Origin of the sequence: Pigmentiphaga litoralis (assembly GCF_013408655.1) — a bacterium.
Taxonomy (GTDB): domain Bacteria; phylum Pseudomonadota; class Gammaproteobacteria; order Burkholderiales; family Burkholderiaceae_B; genus Pigmentiphaga; species Pigmentiphaga litoralis_A.
The window spans coordinates 2,425,622-2,451,695 of sequence record NZ_JACCBP010000001.1; the positions used below are offsets into that span (position 1 = coordinate 2,425,622).

The following is a 26,074-nucleotide window of genomic DNA, read 5'->3' on the forward strand; positions in this document are numbered from 1 at the left end:
ACGGCCTGGCGGCCGGGTCGTCTCTGGCCCGAAGTATGGTCGCGGCGCACGGCGGCAAGCAACGGGTGCTGGGGCTATACCCGGTATAGGCGGATGCCTATATGTGCTAGTTTTCGAGCATGCTCAATCTTTCCGTCCGCAGCCTGGAAGTGTTCGTTGCCGTTGCCGAATCCGGCAGCTTTGTCGCGGCCGCGGATCGTCTGGGCATCACGCAGCCCTCGGTCAGCGACCACATCCGGTCACTCGAGGCACGCAGCCGGACACATCTGGTGGAGCGGCGGCGCGGCCGCTCGGGCCAGCTGACGGATGCGGGCCTCGCGCTGCTGGCGCACGCCCGCGCCCTCCTCAGCCATGCCAGCGATCTGTCGGATGACCTGTCGCGCCGCAGCCAGTCCGCAAGCCGGCAGGTGGTGCTGGCCTGCCAGCCCGCCGTCGCCAGTCTGCTGTTGCCCCCCTGTCTGGCCGGCTTTGCCCGCGACCAGCCGGACACCGATCTGGCGACGCTTGCCGTCGATACCGACACCGTGGTGCAACACCTGACAAGGGGCACGGCTGATGTCGGTTGCCTGCTTGCGCGAAACGCATTGCCGTCCTTGCCGTCCGATGTGATTGCGCAGGTGACCTTCGTGATCGTGGCCGCGCCCACGCATGCGCTGGCGGGCCGCGCCGCCGTATCGCCACAGGAAGTCGCCCGCCACCAGTTCGTGCGCGCCACGCATCGGCTCGGCTTCGGGCCGCAGATGAATGACATGCTGGCGATGGCAGGCATTGCCGACGCGCCGGTCGTGGCACGCGCGACCGAGTCCGCCGTGGTCCGCGCGATGGCGATGGCGGGCGTCGGCATGTTGTGCACGCTGGCGCGCGCGGTGGAACGCGAAGTGGCGGCCGGCGTGCTGACGGTGATCCGCATGACCGGCGAGCCGATGCAGATGGAACTGCGGCTGGCGCACACGCCGTGCCGGCGGCCCAGCGACACGACAGCAACGCTGATGCGTCACATCGCGGCGCACTTCGCGGTCGAATCTCGTTGATAAACACAACTTGTTGCGCTACCGTACTCGCATTCGACGACGGGGCACCTTGATGCTTCGCGCAATGGAGGATGACATGTTCGTGTTTGCTACCCGCCGGCTTGCCGGTGCGATGTGGGCGACGGCCGCCGTGGCCGCCCTGGCCGCGCCCCTGGGGGCTGTCGCCCAGACCTATCCCACCCGGCCGGTCCAGGTCATCGTGCCCTACCCGCCCGGCGGCCTGACGGATGGCATCGTGCGCCAGGTGGCGCAGGGGCTGACCGAAAAGTGGAAGACCACCGTCTTCATCGAAAACAAGGGCGGGGGCGGCACGACGATAGGCACGGCGTATGTGGCGCGCGCGGCGGCCGATGGCCAGACGCTGCTGTTCACCAGCACGGGCTACGTCACCAACCAGGTATTGATGAAGTCCCTGCCCTATTCGGCCGATGCCTTCACGCCGATCGCGATGGGTGCGACGGCGCCGAATGTGCTGTACGTGCATCCGTCGGTGCCGGCGACCAATCTGGCCGAGCTGCTGACCTACGCCAGAGCCAACCCGGGTGCCTTGAAATTTGCGTCCACCGGCCACGGGTCCAGCCCGCATCTGACAGCCGAACTGTTCGCCTCCAAGACCGGGATTTCCATGGTCCACGTGCCGTACAAGGGCGCGGGGCCGGCGCTGGCCGATCTGCTGGCGGGGCATGTGAACGCCATGTTCCACTTCCCGGCGTCGCTGGCCTTGGCCAAGGAAGGCAAGCTGAAGGCGATTGCGGTCGCCAGCACCGACAAGCTCAAAGAAGCACCCGGGTTGCCGACGTTCATCGACAGCGGCGTGCCCGATGTGGTGTCAAGTTCCTGGTTCGGTTTCTTTGCCCCGGCCGCCACGCCCCAGCCGGTCAAGGACAAGCTGCACAAGGACATCGCCGACGTGCTCGCATCCGCACGGCTGCGCGCTTTCATGGAGGAATCGGGGCTGACCGAGACCCCCATGACGCAGGCGGAGTTCGCGACCTTCATCACGAATGAACAGGACAAGTGGGCGACGGTGATTCGCGAACGGAAGATACCGATCGAGTGAGGCGGCCCGTGCGGCGCTCACCCGCGAAAGCGCGGTTCCCTGATGCCCTTGACGCCCACGTCCATCATCAGCAACGCACCGGCCGGCTCGGTCGCCAGTTGCTCGGGCGTCAGTCGCTGCGAATGGCTGGTCACGAACAGCATGCCCAGGTCTGGCCCGCCAAAGGCCGGACAGGTCGGGTTCGTGACCGGTAGCCGGATCACGCGGTCCACGCTGCCGTCCGGCGCGAGCCGCACCAGTTCGCCCGACGCGACCATCGCCGTCCACAGATAGCCGTCCGCATCGACCGTCGACCCGTCAGGCCGGCCGACCTGATGCGTCCAATCCTTGAACACGCGCCGGTTCGTGATCCGACCTTCGTCAATGTCGAAGTCGTAGGCCCAGATGATCTGGATATGCGTGTCGGCAAAGTACATCGTCTTGTCGTCGGGGCTCCACGCCACCGAGTTCGGCACCACGATACCGGTCGCCATGGGCGTGGCCTGGTAGTCCGGATCGAAGCGATACAGGGTGCCGTCGGGCTCGCGCTGCGCGTCGCGCATGCTGCCGACCCAGAACCGGCCGCGCCGATCGCACTTGCCATCATTGAGCCGGTTGTGCGGCAGGTCCGCTTCGGGATGGTTGATGAAACGCGGCGGCTCGCCGGTGTCGGGGTCGTACACAAAAAAGCCGCGCTGCGTCGCGAGCAGGAAACCGCCGGCCTCACGCAGGGCGATGCTGCCGGTCAGCAGGCCGTCGGGCAGCCGGATCGCGCGGTGCGCGCACGTGGCAGGATCGTAGGACTGCAGCGCCGGACGCCGCACGTCGACCCACCACAACCGCTGCGTGCGATCGCACCACAACGGCACTTCGCCAAGAATGTCCGCGCCCTGCACGGCGCAGTGAATGTCGAGGGTCATGAGAATGTCTCCCGGCCTGCCTTCGGCCTATCGTTGATTTTCTCAACTATATCGGAGACGGCGGAAACGCGGCAAGCAAAGGCGACGCCTCTTCCGCCGGCCCATCAACCCGGCCCATGAACCCGACCCATCACCCCGACTCAACAACCGCCGACTAGAACCGCGTGCGCACGCCTGCCATCGCGCCGATCCGCGTCGGGTTCGATGCGTAGAAGGGCGTGAAGAAGCCCGGCGTGCTCGCCACGCCTATCCACTCCCCTTGCAGCCAGGTGTAATCGGCCGCCACATACACGTCGCTGCGCTTGGACAACGCATAGCCCAGGATCGCGCCCGTGCTGACGCGCTGGCCCGACGCGCCGCCCCGCGACAGCCTGTCATAGGTGATGGCGCCGATCAGGCTCCAGGCCGGGGCCAGCGTGGCGTTGAAGCCCGTGTAGACCGCCTGGTTCAGCGTGTCCGACTGCGCCAGGTGGTTCCATGTGTAGCCCAGGTAGAGCTTGGCGCGGTCGAGCGCATAGGTCCCGCCCACCGACCACGTGGTCTGGCGGGTCGCAGGCACGACCGACCCGAAGTAGCTTTCAACGTCCTTCTGCACCTGATACACGCCGGCCAGCATGACGCGGCCGGTGGTGTGCGACACCGCCCCGGCATAGGTCGCGCCGGTGCTGACGGCCTGACCCGGACGTTCACCGGGGGTGTAGCTCGCCATGAGCGTGGTATTGCCCACCGCGCCCACGTACTTGACCATATTTTCCTGGCGCAGGCCGGTGTAGGTCGTGCCCTGGTAGCCCAACAGCACCAGGTTGCCCAGGTAGGTGGCTTCGTAGCTGCCGATCACGTCTTGCGGCAACGTGAATTGCCGGCCCACCGTCACGCGGCCAAAGCCGCCCGACAGGCCCAGCGTCGATTGGCGGCCGAACAGGCGGCCGCCCTGCTGGTTGATGCCAGTGTCCGGTGAATAGCCGGTTTCGAGCACGAACTCGGCCTTGTAGCCGCCGCCCAGTTCTTCGGCGCCCCGGAACCCCAGCCGGCTGCCGGTCAGCACGCCGTCGGACAGTTGCGCCTTTCCACTGCCGTCCGCGCCCTCGTGGGTGCTGTAGCGCACGGCGGTATCGATCAGGCCGTAGACGGTGACGTTGGATTGGGCGTGGACGAGGCAGGGTGCGGCGGACAGGGCCGCCAGGGACAGGGCCCAGGCGCCCGGCGCCGGGCGGAACAGACGGATCATTGCAAGGCTCGACAAGGCGCGCACCCGGAACGACTCGGCATCCAGGCGGCGCTGGCAAAAAAAAACGCGCGGGGACAAGCCCGCGCGCCGGCAGTATAAAGCACCGTCCTGCTACACCCGCGCCACCACGGCGAACGGGCCGCCGCCCGCCGGGCCCTGGTGTTCCGCGCCGCCCGACACATAGACCGCGCTCTGCCCCACGACCGAGGCCACCACGGCTCCCACTGCGGCACGCGCATGGCGGGTCGAGTTGATATCCGAATCGTTGAGCATGGTGTGCCGCACGCCGCGCACCTTCCCGTCGGGTGACGCTTCCGCCTTGCCGAACACGTTCACGATACGTTCGGCCAACGCCGCGCGGCCCATGCCCGGATCGATGTCCAGGCGCTGCAGGCAGGCGCGCAGGCTGTCGGCGTCGATCGCGTCATCCATGACGCCGTGGTCGATCACGTACGGGCTGTCGGACGCGCGGCTCATGCCCATCACGATCACGACGTTGTAGTCGATCTCGATACCGGCCGACGCCGACGCCACGCCCGAAAACAGCGACCAGTCGGCGTTGATCGATTCGTTGCTGACCGCCGATTCGGCGATCTCGCCCGTGGCGACCGCGACCCCCAATGCGGACGCCGCACGCGACGCCCCCATGGATTCGTAGGTTTCGTGCGCAACCGGCGTTTGGCCGCGCGACAGCGCATCGGCGATCTTGGTCGACGTCAGCAGCGGGCATTTGACCTGCACGAAGTGCACGTCCGCCGTCGAAGCAATGCCAGCCTCGGCCATCGCCTCCTTGACGGCCTGTGCGGTCTCTTTGACCTGCACCGTGGTGCCCAGTTCTTCAGGCAGGAAGGCGCGGGTGAAGGCAATGCCGATGGCCAATCGCGGCGCGCCGTCATGCGTATCGTCAGTCACCTTGCGCGTGAACACCGTGAAGTGCGGGCTGAGCACGCCTTCGGTCCCGCCCGACATCACGAAGGCAATGCGATGCTCCACGTCGTCGGCGGTCATGTCCAGGCGCGGCGCCAGGGCGTGGCACCAGGCGCGCGTGGCGTATTCGCGCGTGAAGTCGTTCACGCAGCCGTTGCCTTCGGTCTTGCCCATGACGGCAACGATGTCTGCCGGGTCGATTTCGCCCGCGTCGATCAGCGTGAGAGCGCCCGAAATGTCGCCCGGACCGCTGCAGAGAATCTTGTGGACACCAACGCGTTGCATGGAAAAGCTCCTGGAAAGTCAACCAACGATGCCCCATCATGCCGTCACGAGTGCATCGTATCCAGTGCTAAAGTCGGTGCACCCTGTTCGAATTCCAGCAACGCTCGCATCCTGTCCCATGTCCCTCCAGTACCTGCGCGTTTTCCGCCACATCGACGAAATCGCCCGCTGCGGTTCCATTCGCAAGGCGGCCGAAGCCCTGTTCCTGACGCCTTCGGCGCTGGACCGCCGCCTGCAGGACCTGGAAGCGGAACTGGGCACGCCCCTGTTCGAGCGGCACGCCCGCGGCATGCGGCTGACGTCGGCGGGCGAGATCTTTCTGCATCATGTACGCGCCCAACGGGCGGACTTCGAACGTGTGCGCGCCGAAATCGAGCAACTGAAAGGCCTGCAACGCGGCAGCGTGTCGGTAGTCGCCAGCCAGGCCCTGGTCCACACCGTCCTGCCCCAGGTGATCCAGCAGTTCAACGAACGGCATCCCGGCATCACTTTTACCGTGACCGTGGCCGACCACGCGGTCGTCATCCAGGCGCTGCGGGAATTCCAGGCCGACCTGGGCATCGTCTACCACGCGCCCGCAGCCGCCGACGTGCTGCCCCTGTTCACGGTAGACCAGGCGCTGTGCGCCGTCATGGCCGAAGGGCATCCCCTTGCCGCGCAGCCGGGCGTCAGCATGGCCGACTGCCTGGCCTACCCGGCCGCCCTGCCCGACCGGTCGCTGGGTGGCCGGATCGTGCTGGATCAGTTCTTTGCACGCAGCTCGCTCAAGCCCAAGGTGGCGATGGAATCGAATTCCTTCGAAATGCTGCGCAACTACGTGCGCGGCACCACCGCCGTCACCTTCCAGATTCCGCTGGGTGCGCCGATGGCCGAGGCGCGGGATGGCGTCGTGGCCCGGCCCATCACCGACCGCAAGCTGGAGCGCAGCACGCTGGTGGTCGCGCAGCTCAAGGGCCGTCCGTTACCTGGACCGGCGGCGCGCTTTGTCGAAGCGCTGCGCGAGGTACTGGTGCGCCAATAACGTCAGGTTGTCGGCCAATGGCCGAGTTACAGGCGCTTTCCAAGTCGAGACGCCCTGTCGCACGCACGGTCGCGCACGCGAGCTACGCTAGCCCTTCACTTTAGGAGCGACTCATGAAGAAGAAAGGTTCGGCAGTCTGGCAAGGCGGGATCAAGGACGGTCAAGGCAAGATCTCGACCGAAACCGGCGTCCTGAAAGATGCCCCGTACGGATTCAAGTCACGCTTCGAGACCGGCCCCGGCACCAACCCCGAAGAATTGATCGGCGCGGCCCACGCCGCCTGCTTCTCGATGGCCCTGTCGTTGGAATTGGGCAACGCTGGCATCACCGCGCAAAACATCGCGACGACGTCGACGATCACGCTCGACAAGGTCGGCGAAGGCTTCGCCATTACGGCCGCCCACCTGGACGTGACCGTGACGGCGCCTGGCTCCGACAAGGACGCCGTGCAGAAAGCCGTGGATAACGCCAAGGTCGGCTGCCCGGTTTCCAAGGTGCTGAACGCCACGATCACGATGGATTCGAAGATCGAAAACTGATGTTCGGAAAGTGCTAGCGCAGCGATAGTCGCAAGCACCGGAACAGTTGTTGCGCTGCATCTCGCGCACGTTCGGAAAGCACTGCATAATCGAGTTGAACGGGTCCTTCGTGGGCCCGTTGTTGTTTGCGCCTATCCGGCAAGACATCCCGAACTCGACACTCCGGACTGGAGCCCGACGCGTGCTGCGCAAGAATGCCACCCCCCTCCCCTGGTCGACTCCGGCCTGGGTCGCCGATTCGGTCTATCGCCTTGCACTTGAAGCCGCGCCCTGCGGCATGTTCCTGTGCGATGCCGACGGCACGTTCCAGCTGGTCAACCTGGCGTATGAACGCCTGACCGGCTACAGCGCCGCCGAACTGGTCGGCGTTGCCACCTTCGACACCCTGCACGAACCCAGCGAATGGCAGCAGCGGCGCGAGGAATTGCTGTCCCCCACCGTTCCCGTCCAGCACGCCTACGCGGCGGGACCGGTGCGCGACATCCACACCCTGCCTGATTCCGAATGGGTCTACGTGCGCCGCAACCAGAGCCGGGTGAACGTGTTGCTGACGATGTCGCAACTGACCGACCATGCGGGGCGCCTGCAGGGCTATGTGGGCATGGTGATGGACAACACGCGGCGCGCGCAGCAGCAGTCGCGGCTGTGGTACCTGTCCCACCACGATGAACTGACGGGCCTGCCCAACCAGACCTGGGTCGAAGAACACCTGGACATGGCGATCCAGCGGCGCAAGGTCATGAGCGAACCCGTGTTGCTGACGGTGATCGAGATCGACAATCTGCGCAAGCTGCACGACACGCTGGGTCCCGCCGCGCGCGAAACCGCGATCAAGCATGTGGCCGAACGCCTGCGCGCCGGGTGCGACGCCAGCCAGTCGGTCGGGCTGATGAGCGCAACCCAGTTCGCGATCGTGACCACTGGCTTGCGCACCATGGGCCCGGAACGCGAAGCCGCGCTGCTGCGGTCGCTGGCCCAGCCTGTGGATTACCTGGGCACCCAGCTGCGCCTGACGGTCAGCGCCGGCGCCTGCGCCTTTCCCGACGCGGGCACGGAAGCCACGTCCCTGATCCGGCGCGCGCTGCTGGCGCTGAGCGCCGCGCGCAACGAGGGCGGCAACACCCTGCGCCATTTTGAATACACCATGCAGGCCCAGTCCACGCGCCGCCTGGAACTGGAAGTGCTGCTGCAGGAAGCGGTGGAAACCGAGCAGTTCACCCTGGCGTTCCAGCCGCAGATCCACCTGGCCAACGGGCGCATCACGCTGGCCGAGGCCTTGCTGCGGTGGAATCACCCGGTCAAGGGCGCGATCGGCCCGGGCGAATTCATTCCCGTTGCCGAAGATACCGGTCTGATCCTGCCCATGGGGGAATGGGTGGTGCGCACGGCCTGCCGCCAGGCCGCGCGTATCGTGTCGCGCTTTGGCACCTGCCCGCGGATCGCCGTGAACGTGTCGCCGATCCAGTTCCGCAAGGTGGACGTGTTGAAGATGGTGGAGCGCGCGCTGGATGCCGCGTCGCTGGACCCGGCCTACCTGGAAGTCGAGATTACCGAAGGCGTGCTGCTGGATGACACGTCGGCCGCCATGGCCACGATCAAGGGCCTGCGGGACATGGGGGTCGAGATCGCGATCGATGATTTCGGGACCGGCTATTCCAGCCTGTCTTACCTGACCCGGTTCCAGGTGGACCGGATCAAGATCGACCGGTCACTGGTCATGGCCATGTCCACCGGGCGGCAAGGCCGCGCGATCGTCAGCGCCATCATCGCAATGGCGCATGAACTGGGCATCCATGTGACGGCGGAAGGGGTCGAGACGGCCGACGATGCCGACAGCCTGACCAGACTCGGGTGCGATGAAGCGCAGGGCTACTGGTTTTCGCGGCCGCTGAACCCGGCGGCCTTCGAACACGTCCTGTCGCCGCTGCCTTCGACCCTGCTGCAGCCTTCGACGCTGGTCTGACCCGGCGCCCCCGGCCGATCAGGCGTCGCGCAGGGGCGGCGCTTCTTGCGCCAACGTCTGGGCGGGCGTCGGGACCAGTTCGATATCCCCGGCGATCGGCATGTCGGCCCGCGGCGGCGCTTCAACCTTGAACGAGCGTTCGCCCGCCGGCACCGCCTGGGGCGACGATGTCCACTTCGGATCCGGAATCTCGGTAAACACCTGGCGCAGGCGTTCGCCCCAGGTCGAGTGGATCATCTGGTAGTACTCGTTGGTGTGGTCGATCAGCGCGTACTTGGTCACGCGCAGGCTGTCCTTTTCATACACCAGCAGGTCCAGCGGCAGGCCCACCGACACGTTGGACCGCAGTGTCGAATCCATGGAGATCAGCGCGCACTTGGCCAGTTCGTCAAGCGGCGTGGACGGCGTGATGACCCGGTCGATGATGGGCTTGCCGTACTTGGCTTCGCCGATCTGGAAATACGGGTTCATGGTCGACGCTTCGATGAAGTTGCCGGCCGCGTAAATCTGGAACAGCCGCATCTTCTGGCCATGGATCTGGCCACCGAGCAGGAAGCTGCAATTGAATTCGACGTTGAATTCCTGCAGCGCCGCGGCGTGCTGCTTGTAGACCTCGCGCACGGCCTCGCCGATCAGGCGCGCCGCCTCGAACAGGGATGGCACCGTCCACAAGGTCTGGCCACCTGGATGGGTCGGCTCGGTCAGCAGTTGCACCACCGACTGCGTCAGGGCGAGGTTGCCCGCGGTCATCAGCACCAGCACACGTTCGCCCGGCTGCTCGAAGACCGCCATCTTGCGAAAGGTGCTGACGTGATCGACGCCAGCGTTGGTGCGGGTATCCGACAGGAACACGAGGCCGTCGGACACGCTCATTGCGACACAGTAAGTCATGGTCTGGGAAAACAAGTGGAACGCGATGGACCGTCCATTCTACCGTCTGTCGCGCCCCGGACTGACCCGTATCGCCTAGAAGCTTTTGACCACGACCTGCACTTTGACGTCCACCGACAACGTCTCGTTTCCGCCCCCGACCCGCATCCCGCGCAGCGGCGCCGCCGCCGAGTAGTCGCGTCCCACTGCCAGCCGGCAATACTGCTCGCTGGCGAACTGGCCCTGGGTCACGTCCACCGAGATCCAGCCGCAGTCTTCGAGCCAGACATCGACCCAGGCGTGACTGGCGGCCTGCTCGCCGATCTCGGGTGCATTGCTGGTTTCAAGGTAGCCGCTGACATACCGTGCGGGCAGATTGCGCGCGCGGCAGCAGGCGATGAACAGATGCGCATGGTCCTGGCAGACGCCTTTGCCCTGGGCCAGGGCTTCGGCCGCCGTGCCCGTGACTTCGGTCGACCCGGTCTGGTAGGCGACCTTGCCGCGAATGGTCTGCGCCAGGTTGACCAGCGACGACGGCGACTTCAGGTCGGTAATCGTGTTGGCCAGATCCAGGATCGCAGGGTCCACTTCCGTCAATGGCGTCGTGCAGGTGAAGTGTTCGAGCGGAATCCGCCCGGGGCCTTCCAGCAGACGGCCGTCCTGCAAAGGCGTGGTTTCGACTTCGCCGGTGGCCGTGAAGGTCATCTCGGTAATGGGCCGCGTCAGCACCAGCGTCTGCAGCGTATTGCCGTAGGCGTCGAGCGACGTGTTGAGCTTGCCCGGCACCGACAGGTCCCAGTTGGCGACGAACTGGGTCGGCGCCGAATTCGGGGTCAGCCGGATCTGCTGGATGGAATACAGCACGGGGCTGTCATAGGTGTAGCGGGTCTGGTGGCGGATCGACAGACGCATGGGAGCCCCTTATACCGTCGTCGGCAGCAAGAACGTCGTGCTGATCTTGTTGCCAAGCACATACATGCGGGCCAGGAACTGGGTGAGGTACTCGTGCAGACCTTGGTCCAGCACGTCGCGAATGTCCGAGAACAGGAGTTCGGCGCGCAGCTTGCCGGCGTAGCGCTCGCATTCCATCGAGTTCTGCGTGGTCAGCATGGCCAGGTTGGTCACGACGCCGTCGAGCGAGGCCAGCAGCGACCGCGGCATGGACGGATTCAGGATCAGCAGTTCCACCACGCGTTCCGGCGCGAGCACGTCGCGGTAGACCTGGCGATAGATTTCCAGCGCCGACACCGAGCTCAGGATGGACGTCCAGTAATAGAAGTCGTCCAATTGCGCGGCGCTGACCGTGCCGGTTTCGCGCCCGCCGCTCACGAAACGAACGTCCAGGATCCGCGCCGTGTTGTCGGCCCGTTCCAGGAAGGTGCCCAGCTGCGTGAAGTAGAAGGCGCCGTCCTGCAGCGCGGTGCCCAGGGTCACGCCGCGCGACAGGTGCGAACGGAACTTGACCCATTCGAACAGTGCGTTCGGATCCTGCAGCCAGCCGTTGTCGGCCAGGCGGTTGCCGAATTCCAGCCAGGTGTGGTTGATGGTTTCCCACGATTCGGTCGTGATCGCGCCGCGCACGGCCCGGGCGTTTTCACGCGCCGCCTGCAGGCAGCGCAGGATGGACGACGGATTGTCGGCGTCGGTGACCATGAAGCGCAGCACGTTCTCGGGCGTGAGCGCATCGTAGCGCTCGGAAAATGCCTGGCCGAGTTCGGAGATGTCCAGGACCGCGCGTTGGCTGCGCGTTGCGCTTTCTTCCGATTGCGGCAACAGCAGGGCTTTGAGGGTGACGTCGAGCATGCGCGCGGTGTTTTCCGCGCGTTCCATGTATCGGGCCATCCAGAACAGATGATCGGCGGTTCGACTCAGCATCTTATTTCTCGGTAATCCACGTGTCTTTCGTTCCCCCGCCCTGCGACGAGTTCACCACCAGCGAGCCTTCGCGCAGCGCCACCCGGGTCAGGCCGCCTGCGACCATCGACACGTTCTTGCCCGACAACACGAAGGGGCGAAGGTCGATGTGGCGCGGCGCGACGCCCGATTCCACGAAGGTGGGGCAGGACGAGAGCGCAAGGGTGGGCTGGGCGATGTAGCCATTGGGCCGGGCAATGAGCCGGGCCCGGAAGGCTTCGATCTCGGCCTTGGACGAGGTCGGCCCGACCAGCATGCCGTAGCCGCCGGCGCCGTGGACTTCCTTGACGACCAGTTCCGGCAGGTTGGCCAGCACGTACGACAGTTCGTCGGGCTTGCGGCACTGCCAGGTCGGCACGTTCTTGAGAATGGGTTCTTCGGACAGGTAGAACTTGACCATGTCCGGCACGAAGGGATAGATGGACTTGTCGTCGGCCACGCCGGTACCGATGGCATTGGCCAGCGCCACCCGGCCGGCGCGATAGACCGACAGCAGTCCCGGCACGCCCAGCGCGGAGTCGGCGCGGAAGGCAAGCGGATCCAGGAAGTCGTCGTCCAGGCGGCGGTAGATGACATCGACGCGCTTCGGGCCGCGCGTGGTGCGCATGAACACGCTGTTGTCGTCGACGAACAGGTCCTGCCCCTGCACCAGTTCCACGCCCATCTGCTGCGCCAGGAAGGCGTGTTCGAAGTAGGCGGAGTTGTACATGCCGGGCGTCAGCACCACGACCGTCGGATCGTCGACGCCGCTGGGCGCCACCGACCGCAGGCTTTCCAGCAGCAGGTCGGGATAGTGGGCGACCGGCGCGACCTTGTTCTGCACGAACAGCTCGGGGAACAACCGCATCATCATCTTGCGGTTTTCAAGCATGTAGGACACGCCCGAGGGCACGCGCAGATTGTCTTCCAGCACGTAGAACGTGCCGTCGTTGTCGCCGCCGGCCTTGACGATGTCGACGCCGGCCACGTGAGCATAGATGTCACGCGGCACCGACACGCCCTGCATTTCCGGACGGTACTGAGCATTGGTATAGACCTGCTCGGCCGGAATCACGCCGGCGCGGACAATGCGGCGGTCGTGATAGACGTCGTGGATGAACATGTTGAGGGCGCGGACGCGCTGAGCGAGACCGTCTCGCAGCAGGCTCCATTCGTCGCCCGGAATGATCCGGGGGATCAGGTCGAACGGGATCAGCCTTTCGGTGCCGCCCGCGTCCCCATCGACCGCGAAGGTGATTCCGACACGTCGGAAAACAAGGTCGGCTTCCGCCCGCTTGCGCGCCATCGTCTCGGGAGACTGGCGGGAGAGCCAAGCGCCGAAGCGCTCGTAATGCTGGCGGACCTTACCTTCTTCAAACTGCATTTCGTTGTAAGACCGCATCGTGTGCCTTTCGCCTTTCGCGCTCTGCGCAATGTGACTTTTCTACTAAAGCAAAGGCCGTACCCGTTCGCCATGCACGTTTTGCCACAGCTGCGCACCATCGGGAGGCGTGGGTGCCGGTCCCCCTGCACCACGTGTCCTCATCATAAGCTGGGCAGCACCACCTTGGTTACACAATTACCGGCGCCACGCGCAAATCCCGGGCCGAAATGATTACGGAATATTGCCGCCCGCCGGGGGCTCACCGGAATCCAGGAATCGTGCTACGTCGTCAAGCACCGGTCCGAGGAAGCGGGTGGGCCTGGCCAGGGCGCCGATCAGGGTGACGTGGCTCAGGCCCGGGTAATAGTGCTCGAAAGCCTGGCCGCCGTGTTCGCGCACGCTCGCCGCCAGCCGTTCGGAGTTTCCCGGACGGACCGTGGTGTCCTTGAGGCCGGACATCAGCAGCAGCGGAGGCGATTTGCCATCGACATGGGTGATCGGTTGCGTGGTGCGCAGGTCGGTGGCGGTGCCGAAGATGATCTTGAGCGTGGGATCGGTCAGCGGCAGGAAGTCATAGGGGCCGGCCAGGCCCACCACGCTGCGGATCGCACCGCGGCGCGGGCCCAGCCAGCGATCATCCATGACCAGGTCGACCGCAATATAGGCGCCGGCCGAATGCCCCATCAGGTGGACACGCGACGGATCGCCAGCAAAGTCGGCCAGGTGATCCAGCGTCCACCGCACGGCCGCCGCGCCGTCGTCCATGAAGCCGGGGTAGCGGACCTCGGGGTAAATGCGGTAGTCCGCCAGCACCACGACGTAGCCGCGCGACGTCAGGGCTTCGGCAACGAACAGGTAGTCCTGCTTGCGGCCGCTGTCCCAGTTGCCGCCGTAGAAGAACACCACGACGGGACGCAGGGCCGAGGACGGCGGCCGGGTCGGCACATAGACGTCGACCGATTGCCGGGGCGACGGGCCGTAGGACAGATCGGCTTGGCGGGTAAACCCGCTTTCAGGGACGAGGGCGTTGATCGCCTGGACGGTGGAACAGCCCGCCACGATCAGGGCGGGGATGCACAGACAGGCCACCTTCAGGCAGGTGCGCCAGAAGGCCTGGGTCGGGGACAGGGGCATGCGGTATCCGGTAGTTGCGGGGTGTCAGCCCGCAGCGTATCAGTCTGCCGCGCTTCAGCCTGGAATGCCCGGCAACGACGCGTCGTGGGGCCGGGGGTCCGGGGCGCCGCCGTCCGTGACCGCTGCGTCCTGCGCATAGTGAAAGGCTTCATCACGCGCGCTGTCGTAAACCGGCACGCCGGCCACGTAGGTGGCCTTGACGGCCCGGTCGTCGCCCAGCGTCATCAGCACGAACAGCTTTTCCAGGATGTCCTGGGTGAAGCCCATGCGGAAGGCGATCAGCGGCGTCGGCGCCAGATCCAGCACGACCAGGTCGGCGTCGTACCCCGGCGCGACCGATCCCAGCGAGTCCTGCAGGTACAGGGCCTCGGCCCCGCCCCGCGTCGCCAGGTAGAAGGCATGCGCTGCCGTCAGCCGGCCCTGCGCCATTTGCGAAACCTTGTAGGCTTCGTTCAGGGTGTGCAGCGTGCTGAAGCTGGTGCCCGCGCCGATGTCCGACCCGATGCCCACGCGGACCGGCCGATCCGTCTGCTTGGCTTCGGTCAGCTTGAACAGGCCGCTGCCCAGGAACAGGTTGGACGTCGGGCAATGCGCCAGCGCCGATCCGGTGCGATGGCAGCACGCGAAGTCGACATCATCCATGTGCACCGCGTGGCCGAAGATGGCGCGTGGACCGGTCAGGCCGGCATGGTCATACACGTCCAGATAGCTGGAACGTTGCGGGAACAGATCGCGCACCCAGTCGATCTCGCCGGTGTTTTCGGCCAGATGGGTCTGCATGTAGGTGCCGGGGTGCTCTTTCCACAACCGCGCGGCGGCGGCCAATTGTTCGTCGGTGGACGACGCGGCAAACCGCGGCGTGATGCAGTACAGCTGCCTGCCGCGGCCATGCCACTTCTGCAGCAAGGCCTTTGATTCGTCGTAGCCGCGTTCGGCGGTGTCCAGCAGCGCATCAGGCGCGTGCCGGTCCATCAGCACCTTGCCCGCGATCATCCGGGTGTTGAAACGTTCGGATTCTTCAAACAACGCGTCCACCGATTCGGGGTGAACGGTGCAGTACACCGCGGCGGTCGTCGTGCCCGAGCGCAGCAGCTCGCGCAGGAACACACGCGACACGGTATCGGCGTGCGACTTGTCGGCAAACTGCTGTTCGGCAATGAAGGTGTACTTGTTCAACCATTCCAGCAGTTGCTCGCCGAATGCGCCGATCATTTGCGTTTGCGGGTAGTGCACGTGGCAGTCGATGAAGCCGGCGCAGATCAGGCTGTCGGGATAGTGCGTGACCGTGACAGCCGACCCCGCGGCCTGCGTCGCGGCATCCACCGCGGCATCCGAATAGGGATCGACCGACACGATCTTGCCGTCCGCCATCACGACCAGGGCGTCGTCCAGATATCGGTAGCTGCTGGCCGGGTCGACCAGGAAAGGGTCCTGATGAAAGGTAATGACCGAGCTGCGCAATGCCGTGACAGTCATGGCGGTGTCCTCATGAAGCGCGCCGATGGCGACGTGGCGAAAGTGCGGCCAGTGTAGAAGAGATTCGTCTCCACACGTTGCACACAAAGTCTCGACGCCCGGGCAAGGTTGGCGCAGCAGACTGCGCCCAGTCGTCACCTCGGGGGCCCGCGGTGACACCCACCTTCCTGAATCGGGGTTGATTCGATGAGCGCAGCGATGCTGGCGGACGAAGCCAAATATTGTTCCTTCGGTGACACGGTCCACTATGTGAACCCACCCAAGATCTTCACCGGCTGCGACGGCAGCTATATGTTCGATGCCGCGGGCACGCCGTATCTGGATCTGCAGATGTGGTATTCGGCCGTCAACTTCGGCTACAAGAATCCGCGGCTGACCGCCGTCATGAAAAAGCAGCTGGACGAGCTGCCCCAGGTGGCCAGCCAGTACCTGCATCCGACCAAGATCGAACTGGCCAAGACGATTGCGCAGGATGCCGAACGCAAGTTCGGCCATGCCGGCCGCGTGCACTTCAATGTGGGCGGATCGCAGTCGATCGAAGACTCGCTCAAGATCGTGCGCAACGCATCGAATGGCAAAAGCCTGATGTTCGCCTTCGAAGGCGGCTACCACGGCCGCACCCTGGGCGCATCCAGCATCACGTCTAGCTACCGCTACCGCCGCCGCTACGGCCACTTCAGCGACCGCGCGCACTTCATTCCTTTCCCCTACCCGTTCCGCCGCAAGCCCGGCATGACGGCCGAGGAATACGCCGACTTTCTGGTCAAGGACTTTGCCCGGCTGTTCGAGACCGAATACCACGGCGTGTGGGACCCGAAGGCCGGACAGTGCGAATACGCCGCCTTCTACGCCGAAGCCATCCAGGGCACGGGCGGATATGTCGTGCCGCCGCGCAACTACTTTCCGGCGCTGAAAAAGGTGCTGGATCAGTACGGCATCCTGCTGGTGATCGACGAGATCCAGATGGGCTTCTACCGGACCGGCAAGCTGTGGGCGATCGAGCACTTCGACGTCAAGCCCGACATGATCGTGTTCGGCAAGGCGCTGACCAACGGCATGAATCCGCTGGGCGGCCTGTGGGCGCGAGAAGAACTGATCAACCCGACGGTGTTCCCGCCCGGGTCCACGCATTCGACCTTTGCGGCCAATCCGCTCGGCACGGCGATCGGCCTTGAAACGCTGCGCATGACGTCCGAAGACAACTTCGGCCGGCAGGTGATGGAACGGGGCGCCTACTTCCTGGAAGGCTTGCGCGACCTGCAGAAACGGCACAAGGAAATCGGCGATGTCGATGGCCTGGGCCTGGCGCTGCGCGCCGAGATCTGCCAGGAAGACGGCTTTGCGCCGAACCGCGAATTGCTCGACAAGATGGTCGACATCGGCCTGTCGGGCGATCTGGAATACCAGGGCAAGAAGGTCGGCCTGGTGCTGGACGTGGGCGGCTACTACAAGAACGTGATCACCTTTGCCCCGTCGCTGATGATCTCGTTTGCCGAAATCGACCAGGCCATGGTGCTGCTGGATCAGTTGCTGACGCGCGCAAAACGGGCGATGTGACGACACTCGAACCTGCTCCCCTGCTGTCGGCATTCCTGCGGCATCCGCCGGAAGGGTTCGACGTGCTGACGCTGCCGGCGCCCTGCCACGAACCGGTGTTTGCGGCGCACTTCGACCTGCTCACCACGGCCGACCCGGCACTGGTGATGCAGGTCAAGGGGCTGCCGGGCTACCGGTGGTGGGGCCGCTGGCTGCGCATCCGCACGGCGTTTGTCGGGACCACCGTGTCGGAATACGTGCCGCTGCCGGCGGCGCCTTGCGTGCTGCCGCAGATGCGGGTCGCGGCATGGCGCGCCCTGGCGGCGCGCTTTCGGCTGCTGGTCGTCAAGGATCTGCCCTGCGATTCGCCGCTGCTGGGCGCGCAAGGCAACCTGGCGGCCGATGCCCTGGCGCAGGCCTGCGCCAGGGCAGGCTTCGTGCTGCTGGCCGGCCAGCAACTGGCCTATGTCGATATCGACTTCGTGTCGATCGATGCCTATCTAGCCCGCTTGTCGGCCAGCCGGCGCAAGAATATCCGGCGCAAGCTGCGCAGCCGGACCGATCTGGACGTGGCGCTGGTACAGACCGGCGACCCCAACTTTGACGACCCCGCCGTGATCGACGCGTATTACGCGCTGTACCTGAACGTGTATGCGCAAAGCGAGATCCACTTCGACCGGTTGTCGCGCGACTTCTTTGCCTACGTGCTGCGGGACGCGAGCAATGGCGGGATGGTGTTTGCATATCGGCATGCGGGCGAGCTGATCGGCTTCAACCTGTGCTTTGAACACGGCGGCAAGCTGATCGACAAGTACGTGGGCTTTGCCTATCCGCAGGCGCGCACGCACAACCTGTATGCCGTGAGCTGGATCGTGAACCTGGAGCATGCCCTGGCGCGCGGATTGACGCACTACGTGGCGGGGTGGACCGACCCGCAGGTCAAGGCGGAACTGGGCGCCAGCTTCACGCCGACGCGGCATGCGGTGTATGTGCGCAACCCCCTGCTGCGCAAGCTGGCGCGTGCTTTTGCGCATCGCTTCGAGGCGGATCGGGAATGGAAGGAAAGCGCGGGGAGACGCGCCACTGTCGGCCCCCCCGGAGCCGCATCGTGACGCCGCGCCGGACGCCGGTCGCACTGGACTTCGATGGGTCGATCGGCGCCCTGCCCGGCATGACCCGCATCGCGTTGGGCACCTGGCAGGAAGCGATCCGTTTCGGCTGCCGCGTGGGGGTCATGGACGCGCTGTCGACCCAGCTGGCGGCGGCGTTGCCTCGTGAGCACGGCACAGTCCTGATGGGCAGCGGCGACTTCCATCATGTGAGCTGGCCCCTGATCGAACGCCAGCGGCGGCGGCTTGACGGCAAGCCGTTCCGGATCGTTGTGTTCGACAACCATCCGGACAACATGCGGTTTCCGTTCGGCGTGCACTGCGGATCGTGGGTGCGGCGCGTGGCCTTGATGCCCGAGGTAACGCACGTGCATGTGGTGGGCATTACATCCGCCGACATCGGCGCGGCCAGCTGCTGGGAAAATTATCTGGCGCCGCTGCGCCGCGGCAAGCTGACGTACTGGAGCGTGGGGGTGGACACGCGATGGGCGCAGTGGGCCGGCGTGGCGCGCGGCTTCCGGTCGTTCGAACATGTCGACGCAATGATCGATGCGTTCGACGGCATGCTTCGCGGGCAGCCCGAGACCACCTATCTTTCCATCGACAAGGACGCGTTCAGCACGGATGTCGTGCGGACCAACTGGGATCAGGGCCGCCTGCTGGAAGCGCATGTTGATCGGGTGATCGATAGCCTGGGCGGGCAGATCGTGGCCAGCGACATCACGGGCGAGGTCTCGTCCTATGTGTATCGCAGCCGATGGAAACGGTGGCTGAGCGCTGCCGACGGACAGGACATTGCCGTGTCCGCCGGCGATCTGGCGCAGTGGCAGGCACAACAGCACGCGTTGAATGCGCGGCTGGTGGCGCGGATCTCGGCGGTCAGCGGCTGATCGAGCTGGACGCGTCGGCAGGCAGGGCATCTGCCGACGCGCCAGCGCCCCCGTCATCCTTTACCGCAGCCCCGCCCTGCCGGCTTTCCGCGATGGCCAGGCACACGATGCCCGCCACGATCAGCACCGCGCCCACGCCTTGCAGCGCCGAGATGTGTTCACCGAACAGCCACACCGAGCACAGCATGACACTGACGATTTCCAGATGCGTGGCGGCATAGGCGGGCCCGATGGGGGCATGACGCAGCAGCGCCATCCACGTAAAGAACGCACCGATGTAGCCCACGAACGCGCCATAGATCCACGGCTCGCTCGCCACGCGCGCCAGCCATGCCGCGGACAGGTCCATCGGCAAGGCGTGGTTGGCGGCCAGCTTGAAGCTGACCTGCGCCAGGGTATCGAACCCCATCAACACCAGGAAGCCCAGCAGGTAGAAGCGGCGCATCAGGTCCACCCGACGATGGCGACGCCGGCCGTGATCAGCAGGATGCCGACCACCCGCAGCTGTGACAGCTGTTCCTTGAACAGATAGCGTCCGGCCAGCATGATCGCCACGATGTTGATCGATCCCAGCAGCACGCCGTCCGACAGCGGCACCAGCGACAGGAAGGCCAGCCAGGCAACGAATTCCACGACATAGCAGGACAGCCCCAGCCACAGCCAGGGGCGGCGGGCCATGCCGCGCCAACGGGCCACGCCATCGCCTTCGATCGCGTCGGTCGCCGCATATTTGAAGGCCAGCTGGCCGCCCGTATCGACGACCACGCAGACCATCCACACCAGCAATGCGACCGGCGGCAAGGTGCTCGTCATGACATGCCCGTAGTGGATGCGTTCGGTATTGGAGCGTTCGTTAGCGGAGCGTTCATCACGCCGCGGCGCGCAGCGCGGGTTCGCGCGCGGCCACCACGCGATCGATGAACGCGACCGACCGGCGGATCACGGTGCGGCGTTGACGGTCGATCGTGACCATGTGGTAGCTGTCGTTCAGCAGCACCGTTTCGACACTGGCCCGATGCACCCGCCGCGCGATCAGCGCCGCGTTGCGCACGCTGGCCACGTCATCCTGCGTCGCATGCACCACGAGGCAAGGCGAGCGGATGTCGCGCAGCTGCCGGCGGACCGCGGCCGACAGCGCATACATCTCGGCCACGGCATACCACGGATTGCCGGGCAGGCCGGCCGCGGCGCTGTCGCCGCCCTGCATCTTGGCCACGATGCGGCTGCGCAGGTGTTCGTCCTTGATGCCGTAAGGCGGCCGCTCGGTAAAGCTGCGGCGACGCCCGACGCCCAAGGCCTTGAACACGGGCAGCAGGAAACACAGCCGCGTAAAGAACGGCATGCTCCACCCGTCGTGACGGAACATGGTGGCGTACGCCCCCACGCCGTGGACCTGGGCGGGCCGATCGGCCGCCAGCTTCAGCGCCAGCAACGCGCCCATCGACAGGCCGATCACAAAGAAGTGATCGACGTCGGCCGCAAGCCGGTCGGCGGCGGCGCACACGCTGGCATACCAGTCCTGCCAGCCGGTCGCGATCAGGTCATCCTCGGTGCCGCAGTGACCGGCCAGCTGCATGCCATGCACCGTGTAGCCGGCCTGATGCAGGCCCTTGCCGACCAGCCGCATTTCATTGGGGGTGCCGGTCAGACCATGGATCAGCAGTACGCCCACCCGCCCGCCGCGAAACAGGAATTCGTTGTCGGTCATGCCGAGATCCGGGCGGGTTCGATCACGTCGGCCAGCAAGGCCAGCGCCACGCCAAAGTCCGCGATGGGCGCGAACGGAATGCGTTCGGCTTCGCAGTAGTCGATCAGGCGGCTCTTGGCGAACACATAGTCTGCCTTGCCCGACACGCAAAAGTCCGACGTGCTGTCGCCCACGAACAGCACTGCCGCGCCGTCCTGGTGATGCACGGCCAGGCAGGCGCATTTGCAGGTGCCGCTGGCCCGGGTGCACGACGCCTTGGCGTAGGGCGATTCCAGGGCCCAGCGCCGCTCGCCCACCTGCACCAGATGGTTTGCGCTGACCGGCAGATCGCCCAGGCCGTGCCGCTGCAGGATGCTGCGGATCACCCGGTCCATGCCGTCGCTGATGACTTCGACCGGCAGGCCCAGCGACTGCGCCGTGCGCACGAAGTCCACAAAGAACGGATCGATGGCGATGGTGTCCAGATGCGCCGCCAGTTCGTGCTCGCTCATGTCCAGCAACGCGATCTGGCCGCGCATGCATTCCCGCGAGCCGATGTCGCCGCGCTCCCAGGCGGCTTCCAGTTCATGCCATCCGGGCTGGCCAAACCGTTCCAGCAGCGAGTCGGTCACGTCGGCCAGGCTGATGGTGCCGTCGAAGTCGCACTGCACACGCCAAGTTTCATTCATGGAAGTTCACCCTTACGGTTTGGCCGATGCGCAAGGCCGGCGGCTGGTCGAATTCAAGGACGCACTCGATGACACGCACCGCGGCGCGCGGCTGGGTGTCGTCATACAGCTGGCTTGCGCCATAGGTCTGCGCGATGCGGATAAGGCGCGCCGGCAGCGCCTGCTGGCGGCCGTTGGACTCCAGCGTCACATCGGCGCGCATGCCGGGTTTGACTCGCGCGGCATAACTTTCATTGAGTTCCGCGCGCACGATCAGCGGCCGGTCAGGCACGATCACCAGCAGCGGCGCCGCCTGCCCCGCACGAACCCATGCACCTGCCTGCGTGCTTACTGCCGCCACCCGCCCGCTCTGCGGCGCGTGGATCGTGCGCTGCGCAAGCGCGTACGCGGCCTGCGCGCGTTTCTGTTTCTGGATGGCGGCGTCGGCACGCGACAGACGCACGGCGGCTTCCAGCTGCTGCACGGTGGCCGCGGCATCGTCAGCACGCTGACGGTCGGTCGCGCCCAGCGCCGCGGCGGATGCCAGGCGGCGGGCCAGGTCACGGGCGGCCGGCACCCGGGCAGCGTCCGACTGCGCGACGGCAGTGGCGCGCTGCAGTTCGGCGTCGGCCAGGGCCAGATCGAGTTGCGCCGATTGTTCGGACAATTGGACCAGCACCTGGCCGCGCTTGACCGCATCGCCGGGCTTGACCGCGACGTGGGTAACCTGGCCATCGGCCATGGCGGCGATATCGAGCAGCCCGCCATCGATATCGACCTTGCCCCGCGCGATGGCGACGACCTGGGCGGACGCCGCCGCGGCGTTGGAGCCTGAGGCCGCGGCGTTGGACCCGGAGGGCGCGGCCGCCGCCGATCCCGCGGTCTGCGCGGTCGGCGCAGCCGACGCCCCATCGGAACATCCGGCCAGACCGCCAAGGGCCATCAGACCAAGAACTGCCCCAAGCCACGTCAGCCGCGTGACCGGGGACACGCCCCGCAGCAGCGTCGACCGCATCGTGCGGGCCATGAATCGGGCCATCATTCCTCCTCCTTGATCACGCCGGCGGCCTGTCCCTGCGCCTCGCCCTGCCGCCAATCGCCACGGATCATGCCGTCTTCCATCGTCAGGACACGATCGGCATGGCGCACCAGCCGCGGATCGTGGCTGACACACAGCACGGTCGTGCCGCGCGTGCGCGCCACACGGTGCAGGATGTCGACCACGTTCTGGCCATTGGTCGCGTCCAGCGCGCTGGTCGGCTCGTCGGCAAACAGCAGTTGCGGCGCCTTGGCCAAGGCGCGGGCGATCGCCACGCGTTGTTTTTCACCGCCCGACAATTGCGCCGGACGCCAGTCGGCGCGATGCGTCATGCCGACGTCGTCCAGCGCTTCCCGCGCGCGGCGGCGCGCTTCGCGGCTCGAGATGCCCAGGTAGCCCAAAGGCAGCTCGACCTGTTCGCACGCGGTCAGGGCCGGGAACAGATTGAAGCCCTGGAACACAAAGCCCGTGTGATGCAGGCGAAAGCGTTCAATAGCCCGCTTGCTCAGGTTGCCCAGCCGCTGGCCCAGCGCCAGGGCCTCGCCTTCGTCCGGAGCCTGCAGGCCGCTGAGCAAGGACAGCAGCGTGCTTTTGCCGCAGCCCGACGGACCCGAGATCAGCGTCAGTTCCGCGGGGAACACGGCGATCGACAGCCGCTGCAGCACCTGGATGCGGACCACGCCCGACAGGAAGGACTTGCTGACGCCCACCGCTTCCAGGCTGGGCGCCGGGAGGCGAGCCACGGGTTGACGGGATGCCGGATGGCGGGAGCCGGTCTTGGCAGGTGCGTGCAGCGATGCGGTCTGGATAGGCATGGCAATCACCGCAGCAACATCGAAGGGTCCGCACGCGACAGGCCGCGCACCGCGATCAGACCTGACACCAGGGCCAGCACGATCACCAGCGCGGCGCACGCCGCCGCCACGGTCACATTCAAGGCGACCGGCACATCGCGGCTGGCCGCGATCGACAGCAAGGCCGCGCTGGCCAGGCCGCCCACCATCAGCCCCAGGCCGCCGATCCAGCACGACTGTTCCACCACCACCCGGCTCAGCGCGGACAGGCTCGCACCCAAGGCATTGAGCGTGGCGTATTCCCGGGCCGATGCCACCACCATGGCCATCAACGACTGGCTGGTAATGACCGCGCCGACCAGGCAGACGATCCCCGCCATGAACAGCACGGCCACCCCTGCCCCGGTATCGAAGATCCAGTAACGCTGCGACAGCGTGGCGAACGCATCGGCGGTCCAGACTTCGAACGGGCCGAAGGCGGCGTCGGGCACCAGCCGTTGGCGCACGGCGTCGGCCTTGGCCGGATCGCGCACCCGGGCCACGAAATAGGTGGCACTGCCCGGCACCGCGTCGGCGGCATCCAGCATGCGGGCCGTGTCGATCGACGCCAGCACATTGACCCCGCCCAAAGCACGCAAGCCCGCGACGGTCGCGACCACGTGCACGCGCTGGCCGTTGATCCACGCGGTCGCCCCGTCATCCACACCCAGCGAGGCAAGGTCGGCCCGGTCCACCACCACGGCGCCCGGGTCAGCCAGCTTGCGGCGCGTGGCCGGCTTGATCAGGCGCGCGAACATCATCGCGTCGGCACGCGTCTCGATGCCCGACACGAACACCGGCACGCCGCCACCGGTATTGCCCCGGTCACGCCAGTCGCCTTCCACCCACACATAGGGTTCGACGGCGGTCACGTCCGGATCCATGCGCAGGCGCACCTCGACATCGGGGCTGATGGCCCGGCCGAAGTTCACGCTTTGCGTGCCCGGGAAACCGGCCCACAGGTCGGCTGTCGACCCGGTCACATACACCGACGCGCTGCCGAAAATGCCCAGCACCAGGGCAGCCTGCACCGTCAGCAGCACCCCCGAAAAGGCGATCGCCAGCACCGCGGGCAGAAAGCGCCGCCATTCATACACCAGGGTCTTGCGGGCGAGCGCGATCATGAGGCAGCCTCGTCGTGGGGCGGTGGCGACGCCGCGTCCGGTGGTGGCGTTGCCGCCCCGTCCATCGGCAGCGGCGCGCCGCCCAGCGCCTTGTACAGGGTCACGAAGGCCAGGTTGCGGCGCGCCCGGGCGACCACCAGATCCTGGTCGGCCGACAACGCGCCCTGCTGGTCGTCCAGGCCATCGAAGTCGCTGGCCAGGCCCAGCCCGACCAGGGATTGATGGGTGGACCGCTGCCGTGCGACAGTCTGGCGGGCGTCCTCGAGTTGCGCGACGCGCTCGGTCTGGAATTGCAGCGCGGCCAGGGCGATTTCAACGTCGGCCACGCCCTCCAGCACAGCCTGCCGGTAGGCCGTCACGGCGGCGTCCAGCGCTTCCCGCTTCGCGGCGGCGCCGGCCTGACGGCGGCCCCAGTCGAACAGAGGCAGATCGATGATCGGGCCGGCCGCGACCCCTGTGTTGAAGCGCGACCTCGGCGAGCGGGTCAGGTTGTACGACACCAGATAGGACGCGCCCAGCGCCACGCGGGGATAGAGTTCGGATCGCGCAATGCCCAGTTCGCCCGCGGCTTGGGCCACATCGGCTTCGGCGCGGCGGATCTCGGGCCGCACCCGCAGCAAGTCCGCGGGCACCTGTGCAATCGACCGGACCGCCAGCGCAGGCTGGCCAGCAGGCGACATCCAGGCCGGATCCGGCCGCGTCTGTCCCAGCAACGCGGCCAGGCTGTGCGCGGCCGCGGACTGCGCCGCCATCGGATCGGCCAGCGACGCACGGGTCCGTGCCTGGCGCAGCGCCACGGCATCGCGTTCGCCCGCAGCGGCCAGCCGGTGATCGATGCGGGCATCGATCAGCGCCAGGCTGCGGGCATCCAGCCGCAATTGCGCCTGACCCTGCGCCAGTTGCTCCTGCGCCGCCCGCAAGTCCAGATAATGGCGCACCACCTCGGCCACCACCGTCACGCGCGCGGCCTGCTCTTCGGCCAGCGCCAGATCGATCCCGCCCCGGTAGCGCTGGGTGGCGCCTTCGCGCGCGCCGAACAGGCCCAGATCCCAGATCGCATCCAGGCTGCCCTGCAGATAGGTGTCTTGCGCGGAAGGCGGCTGGACGCTGCGCGTGCCCGCCGACAGGCTCGGCAGGAAGGACGAGGTCACGCCCTGCGACAGTTGCCGGGCCTGCCGCACCCGGCTGCCGGCCTCGGCCAGCGTCAGGTTCTGCGCCAGCGCCTGGTCCACCAGCGTGTTCAGCGCCGGGTCGTTGAACGCGGTCCACCACGTCCGCAGGTCGGGCCCCGCCGGCAAGGCAAGCGCCGGATCCGCTTCGCTCCATGCCGCCGGCACGCTGCGATCCAGCGGCGGGATCGGCACGCCCATGCACCCGGCCATACCGGCCGCGGCGGCGCACGCCGCAAGGCAAGACATCAGGGGACGGCGTAAAGGCACGACAGGCGGGTCCAATCCAGAGCCGCCACCAGGGGCGGA

At 66.4% G+C, this 26,074-nt stretch carries 25 protein-coding genes; 8 read left to right on the top strand and 17 right to left on the bottom strand.

Translation table 11 applies throughout. The features are described from left to right. The first annotated feature begins 119 nt into the window (after positions 1-119). Together HD883_RS10860 and HD883_RS10865 are read left to right on the top strand one after the other, a co-directional pair. Complete coding sequence (locus HD883_RS10860; RefSeq protein WP_179585647.1) at positions 120-1,031, top strand: LysR family transcriptional regulator; 912 nt, start codon at positions 120-122, stop codon at positions 1,029-1,031. A gap of 76 nt (positions 1,032-1,107) precedes the next feature. After that, positions 1,108-2,091, top strand: a complete 984-nt coding sequence (locus HD883_RS10865) for a Bug family tripartite tricarboxylate transporter substrate binding protein (RefSeq protein WP_179585645.1) — start codon at positions 1,108-1,110, stop codon at positions 2,089-2,091. Between the two features lie 17 nt (positions 2,092-2,108). Here the strand turns inward: HD883_RS10865 and HD883_RS10870 are convergent, their stop codons facing one another. The 3 genes from HD883_RS10870 to HD883_RS10880 all read right to left on the bottom strand — a co-directional run bounded on the left by HD883_RS10870 (position 2,109) and on the right by HD883_RS10880 (position 5,430). Beyond that, on the bottom strand, positions 2,109-2,990 hold the full coding sequence (locus HD883_RS10870) for an SMP-30/gluconolactonase/LRE family protein (protein WP_179585643.1): 882 nt from the start codon (positions 2,988-2,990) through the stop codon (positions 2,109-2,111). 154 nt (positions 2,991-3,144) lie between these two features. Beyond that, the gene (locus tag HD883_RS10875; RefSeq protein WP_257022137.1) at positions 3,145-4,296 is read right to left on the bottom strand and encodes a porin; all 1,152 of its coding nucleotides are present in this window, start codon (positions 4,294-4,296) and stop codon (positions 3,145-3,147) included. Between the two features lie 33 nt (positions 4,297-4,329). Continuing rightward, positions 4,330-5,430: a ring-opening amidohydrolase gene (locus HD883_RS10880; RefSeq protein WP_179585641.1), complete on the bottom strand. Its 1,101-nt coding sequence runs from the start codon at positions 5,428-5,430 to the stop codon at positions 4,330-4,332. A gap of 118 nt (positions 5,431-5,548) precedes the next feature. Here HD883_RS10880 and HD883_RS10885 point away from each other — a divergent pair, with 118 nt between their 5' ends. The 3 genes from HD883_RS10885 to HD883_RS10895 all read left to right on the top strand — a co-directional run bounded on the left by HD883_RS10885 (position 5,549) and on the right by HD883_RS10895 (position 8,953). After that, a complete protein-coding gene (locus HD883_RS10885; protein ID WP_179585639.1) occupies positions 5,549-6,451 on the top strand; it encodes a LysR family transcriptional regulator in 903 nt (300 codons plus the stop codon). Positions 6,452-6,564: 113 nt separating this feature from the next. After that, positions 6,565-6,990: an OsmC family protein gene (locus tag HD883_RS10890; protein WP_179585637.1), complete on the top strand. Its 426-nt coding sequence runs from the start codon at positions 6,565-6,567 to the stop codon at positions 6,988-6,990. Positions 6,991-7,171: 181 nt separating this feature from the next. Continuing rightward, on the top strand, positions 7,172-8,953 hold the full coding sequence (locus HD883_RS10895; protein WP_373563346.1) for a putative bifunctional diguanylate cyclase/phosphodiesterase: 1,782 nt from the start codon (positions 7,172-7,174) through the stop codon (positions 8,951-8,953). Between the two features lie 18 nt (positions 8,954-8,971). On the opposite strand, the gene HD883_RS10900 is transcribed toward HD883_RS10895, so the two are convergent. The 6 genes from HD883_RS10900 to guaD all read right to left on the bottom strand — a co-directional run bounded on the left by HD883_RS10900 (position 8,972) and on the right by guaD (position 15,710). Further along, the gene (locus tag HD883_RS10900; protein WP_257022138.1) at positions 8,972-9,844 is read right to left on the bottom strand and encodes a proteasome-type protease; all 873 of its coding nucleotides are present in this window, start codon (positions 9,842-9,844) and stop codon (positions 8,972-8,974) included. Positions 9,845-9,919: 75 nt separating this feature from the next. Continuing rightward, complete coding sequence (locus tag HD883_RS10905) at positions 9,920-10,735, bottom strand: transglutaminase family protein (protein ID WP_179585635.1); 816 nt, start codon at positions 10,733-10,735, stop codon at positions 9,920-9,922. Positions 10,736-10,744: 9 nt separating this feature from the next. Beyond that, a complete protein-coding gene (locus HD883_RS10910) occupies positions 10,745-11,698 on the bottom strand; it encodes an alpha-E domain-containing protein (RefSeq protein ID WP_179585633.1) in 954 nt (317 codons plus the stop codon). 1 nt (position 11,699) lies between these two features. Next, positions 11,700-13,118: a circularly permuted type 2 ATP-grasp protein gene (locus tag HD883_RS10915; protein ID WP_179585631.1), complete on the bottom strand. Its 1,419-nt coding sequence runs from the start codon at positions 13,116-13,118 to the stop codon at positions 11,700-11,702. A 213-nt stretch (positions 13,119-13,331) separates the two neighbouring features. Beyond that, complete coding sequence (locus HD883_RS10920; RefSeq protein WP_179585629.1) at positions 13,332-14,234, bottom strand: alpha/beta hydrolase; 903 nt, start codon at positions 14,232-14,234, stop codon at positions 13,332-13,334. 54 nt (positions 14,235-14,288) lie between these two features. Further along, on the bottom strand, positions 14,289-15,710 hold the full coding sequence (guaD, locus tag HD883_RS10925; RefSeq protein WP_179585627.1) for a guanine deaminase: 1,422 nt from the start codon (positions 15,708-15,710) through the stop codon (positions 14,289-14,291). Positions 15,711-15,896: 186 nt separating this feature from the next. On the opposite strand from guaD, the gene HD883_RS10930 reads away from it, so the two are divergent. Genes HD883_RS10930 through HD883_RS10940 form a run of 3 tightly spaced genes read left to right on the top strand, consistent with a single transcriptional unit; the run spans position 15,897 to position 19,245 of the window. Continuing rightward, the gene (locus HD883_RS10930; RefSeq protein WP_179585625.1) at positions 15,897-17,267 is read left to right on the top strand and encodes an aspartate aminotransferase family protein; all 1,371 of its coding nucleotides are present in this window, start codon (positions 15,897-15,899) and stop codon (positions 17,265-17,267) included. Further along, positions 17,264-18,358, top strand: a complete 1,095-nt coding sequence (locus tag HD883_RS10935; protein ID WP_179585623.1) for a GNAT family N-acetyltransferase — start codon at positions 17,264-17,266, stop codon at positions 18,356-18,358. The genes HD883_RS10930 and HD883_RS10935 overlap by 4 nt, the downstream gene beginning before the upstream one ends. A gap of 59 nt (positions 18,359-18,417) precedes the next feature. Next, positions 18,418-19,245, top strand: a complete 828-nt coding sequence (locus HD883_RS10940) for an arginase family protein (protein ID WP_257022479.1) — start codon at positions 18,418-18,420, stop codon at positions 19,243-19,245. On the opposite strand, the gene HD883_RS10945 is transcribed toward HD883_RS10940, so the two are convergent. From HD883_RS10945 to HD883_RS10980, 8 genes are read right to left on the bottom strand one after another with little or no spacing between them, the layout of a single operon-like run. Next, positions 19,235-19,690, bottom strand: coding sequence for a DMT family transporter (locus HD883_RS10945; protein ID WP_179585619.1), 456 nt, complete (start codon positions 19,688-19,690; stop codon positions 19,235-19,237). The genes HD883_RS10940 and HD883_RS10945 overlap by 11 nt on opposite strands. Continuing rightward, positions 19,690-20,058, bottom strand: a complete 369-nt coding sequence (locus HD883_RS10950) for an EamA family transporter (protein ID WP_179585617.1) — start codon at positions 20,056-20,058, stop codon at positions 19,690-19,692. Before HD883_RS10950 ends, HD883_RS10945 begins: the two co-directional genes overlap by 1 nt. Positions 20,059-20,113: 55 nt before the next feature. Continuing rightward, the gene (locus HD883_RS10955; protein ID WP_179585615.1) at positions 20,114-20,953 is read right to left on the bottom strand and encodes an alpha/beta hydrolase; all 840 of its coding nucleotides are present in this window, start codon (positions 20,951-20,953) and stop codon (positions 20,114-20,116) included. Continuing rightward, positions 20,950-21,621, bottom strand: a complete 672-nt coding sequence (locus HD883_RS10960; protein ID WP_179585613.1) for an MtnX-like HAD-IB family phosphatase — start codon at positions 21,619-21,621, stop codon at positions 20,950-20,952. The genes HD883_RS10955 and HD883_RS10960 overlap by 4 nt, the downstream gene beginning before the upstream one ends. Continuing rightward, a complete protein-coding gene (locus HD883_RS10965) occupies positions 21,614-22,639 on the bottom strand; it encodes an efflux RND transporter periplasmic adaptor subunit (RefSeq protein ID WP_179617609.1) in 1,026 nt (341 codons plus the stop codon). The genes HD883_RS10960 and HD883_RS10965 overlap by 8 nt, the downstream gene beginning before the upstream one ends. Then, entirely contained in the window at positions 22,639-23,448 is an 810-nt protein-coding gene (locus HD883_RS10970) for an ABC transporter ATP-binding protein (RefSeq protein ID WP_373563429.1), read from the bottom strand. Before HD883_RS10970 ends, HD883_RS10965 begins: the two co-directional genes overlap by 1 nt. A gap of 11 nt (positions 23,449-23,459) precedes the next feature. Then, positions 23,460-24,596 (bottom strand): ABC transporter permease, encoded by a 1,137-nt coding sequence (locus HD883_RS10975; protein WP_179585607.1) that lies wholly within the window; start codon positions 24,594-24,596, stop codon positions 23,460-23,462. Further along, positions 24,593-26,035: a TolC family protein gene (locus tag HD883_RS10980; protein ID WP_179585605.1), complete on the bottom strand. Its 1,443-nt coding sequence runs from the start codon at positions 26,033-26,035 to the stop codon at positions 24,593-24,595. The genes HD883_RS10975 and HD883_RS10980 overlap by 4 nt, the downstream gene beginning before the upstream one ends. Positions 26,036-26,074: the final 39 nt, after the last annotated feature.

Coding starts and splice junctions, on each gene's coding strand:
- HD883_RS10915 (WP_179585631.1), bottom strand. CDS start 13,118: ATGCGGTCTTACAACGAAATGCAGTTTGAAGAAGGTAAGGTCCGCCAG.
- HD883_RS10905 (WP_179585635.1), bottom strand. CDS start 10,735: ATGCGTCTGTCGATCCGCCACCAGACCCGCTACACCTATGACAGCCCC.
- HD883_RS10975 (WP_179585607.1), bottom strand. CDS start 24,596: ATGATCGCGCTCGCCCGCAAGACCCTGGTGTATGAATGGCGGCGCTTT.
- HD883_RS10945 (WP_179585619.1), bottom strand. CDS start 19,690: ATGCGCCGCTTCTACCTGCTGGGCTTCCTGGTGTTGATGGGGTTCGAT.
- HD883_RS10965 (WP_179617609.1), bottom strand. CDS start 22,639: ATGGCCCGATTCATGGCCCGCACGATGCGGTCGACGCTGCTGCGGGGC.
- HD883_RS10940 (WP_257022479.1), top strand. CDS start 18,418: ATGACCCGCATCGCGTTGGGCACCTGGCAGGAAGCGATCCGTTTCGGC.
- HD883_RS10880 (WP_179585641.1), bottom strand. CDS start 5,430: ATGCAACGCGTTGGTGTCCACAAGATTCTCTGCAGCGGTCCGGGCGAC.
- HD883_RS10860 (WP_179585647.1), top strand. CDS start 120: ATGCTCAATCTTTCCGTCCGCAGCCTGGAAGTGTTCGTTGCCGTTGCC.
- HD883_RS10960 (WP_179585613.1), bottom strand. CDS start 21,621: ATGAATGAAACTTGGCGTGTGCAGTGCGACTTCGACGGCACCATCAGC.
- HD883_RS10900 (WP_257022138.1), bottom strand. CDS start 9,844: ATGACTTACTGTGTCGCAATGAGCGTGTCCGACGGCCTCGTGTTCCTG.
- guaD (WP_179585627.1), bottom strand. CDS start 15,710: ATGACTGTCACGGCATTGCGCAGCTCGGTCATTACCTTTCATCAGGAC.
- HD883_RS10920 (WP_179585629.1), bottom strand. CDS start 14,234: ATGCCCCTGTCCCCGACCCAGGCCTTCTGGCGCACCTGCCTGAAGGTG.
- HD883_RS10885 (WP_179585639.1), top strand. CDS start 5,549: ATGTCCCTCCAGTACCTGCGCGTTTTCCGCCACATCGACGAAATCGCC.
- HD883_RS10890 (WP_179585637.1), top strand. CDS start 6,565: ATGAAGAAGAAAGGTTCGGCAGTCTGGCAAGGCGGGATCAAGGACGGT.
- HD883_RS10910 (WP_179585633.1), bottom strand. CDS start 11,698: ATGCTGAGTCGAACCGCCGATCATCTGTTCTGGATGGCCCGATACATG.
- HD883_RS10955 (WP_179585615.1), bottom strand. CDS start 20,953: ATGACCGACAACGAATTCCTGTTTCGCGGCGGGCGGGTGGGCGTACTG.
- HD883_RS10865 (WP_179585645.1), top strand. CDS start 1,108: ATGTTCGTGTTTGCTACCCGCCGGCTTGCCGGTGCGATGTGGGCGACG.
- HD883_RS10950 (WP_179585617.1), bottom strand. CDS start 20,058: ATGACGAGCACCTTGCCGCCGGTCGCATTGCTGGTGTGGATGGTCTGC.
- HD883_RS10870 (WP_179585643.1), bottom strand. CDS start 2,990: ATGACCCTCGACATTCACTGCGCCGTGCAGGGCGCGGACATTCTTGGC.
- HD883_RS10930 (WP_179585625.1), top strand. CDS start 15,897: ATGAGCGCAGCGATGCTGGCGGACGAAGCCAAATATTGTTCCTTCGGT.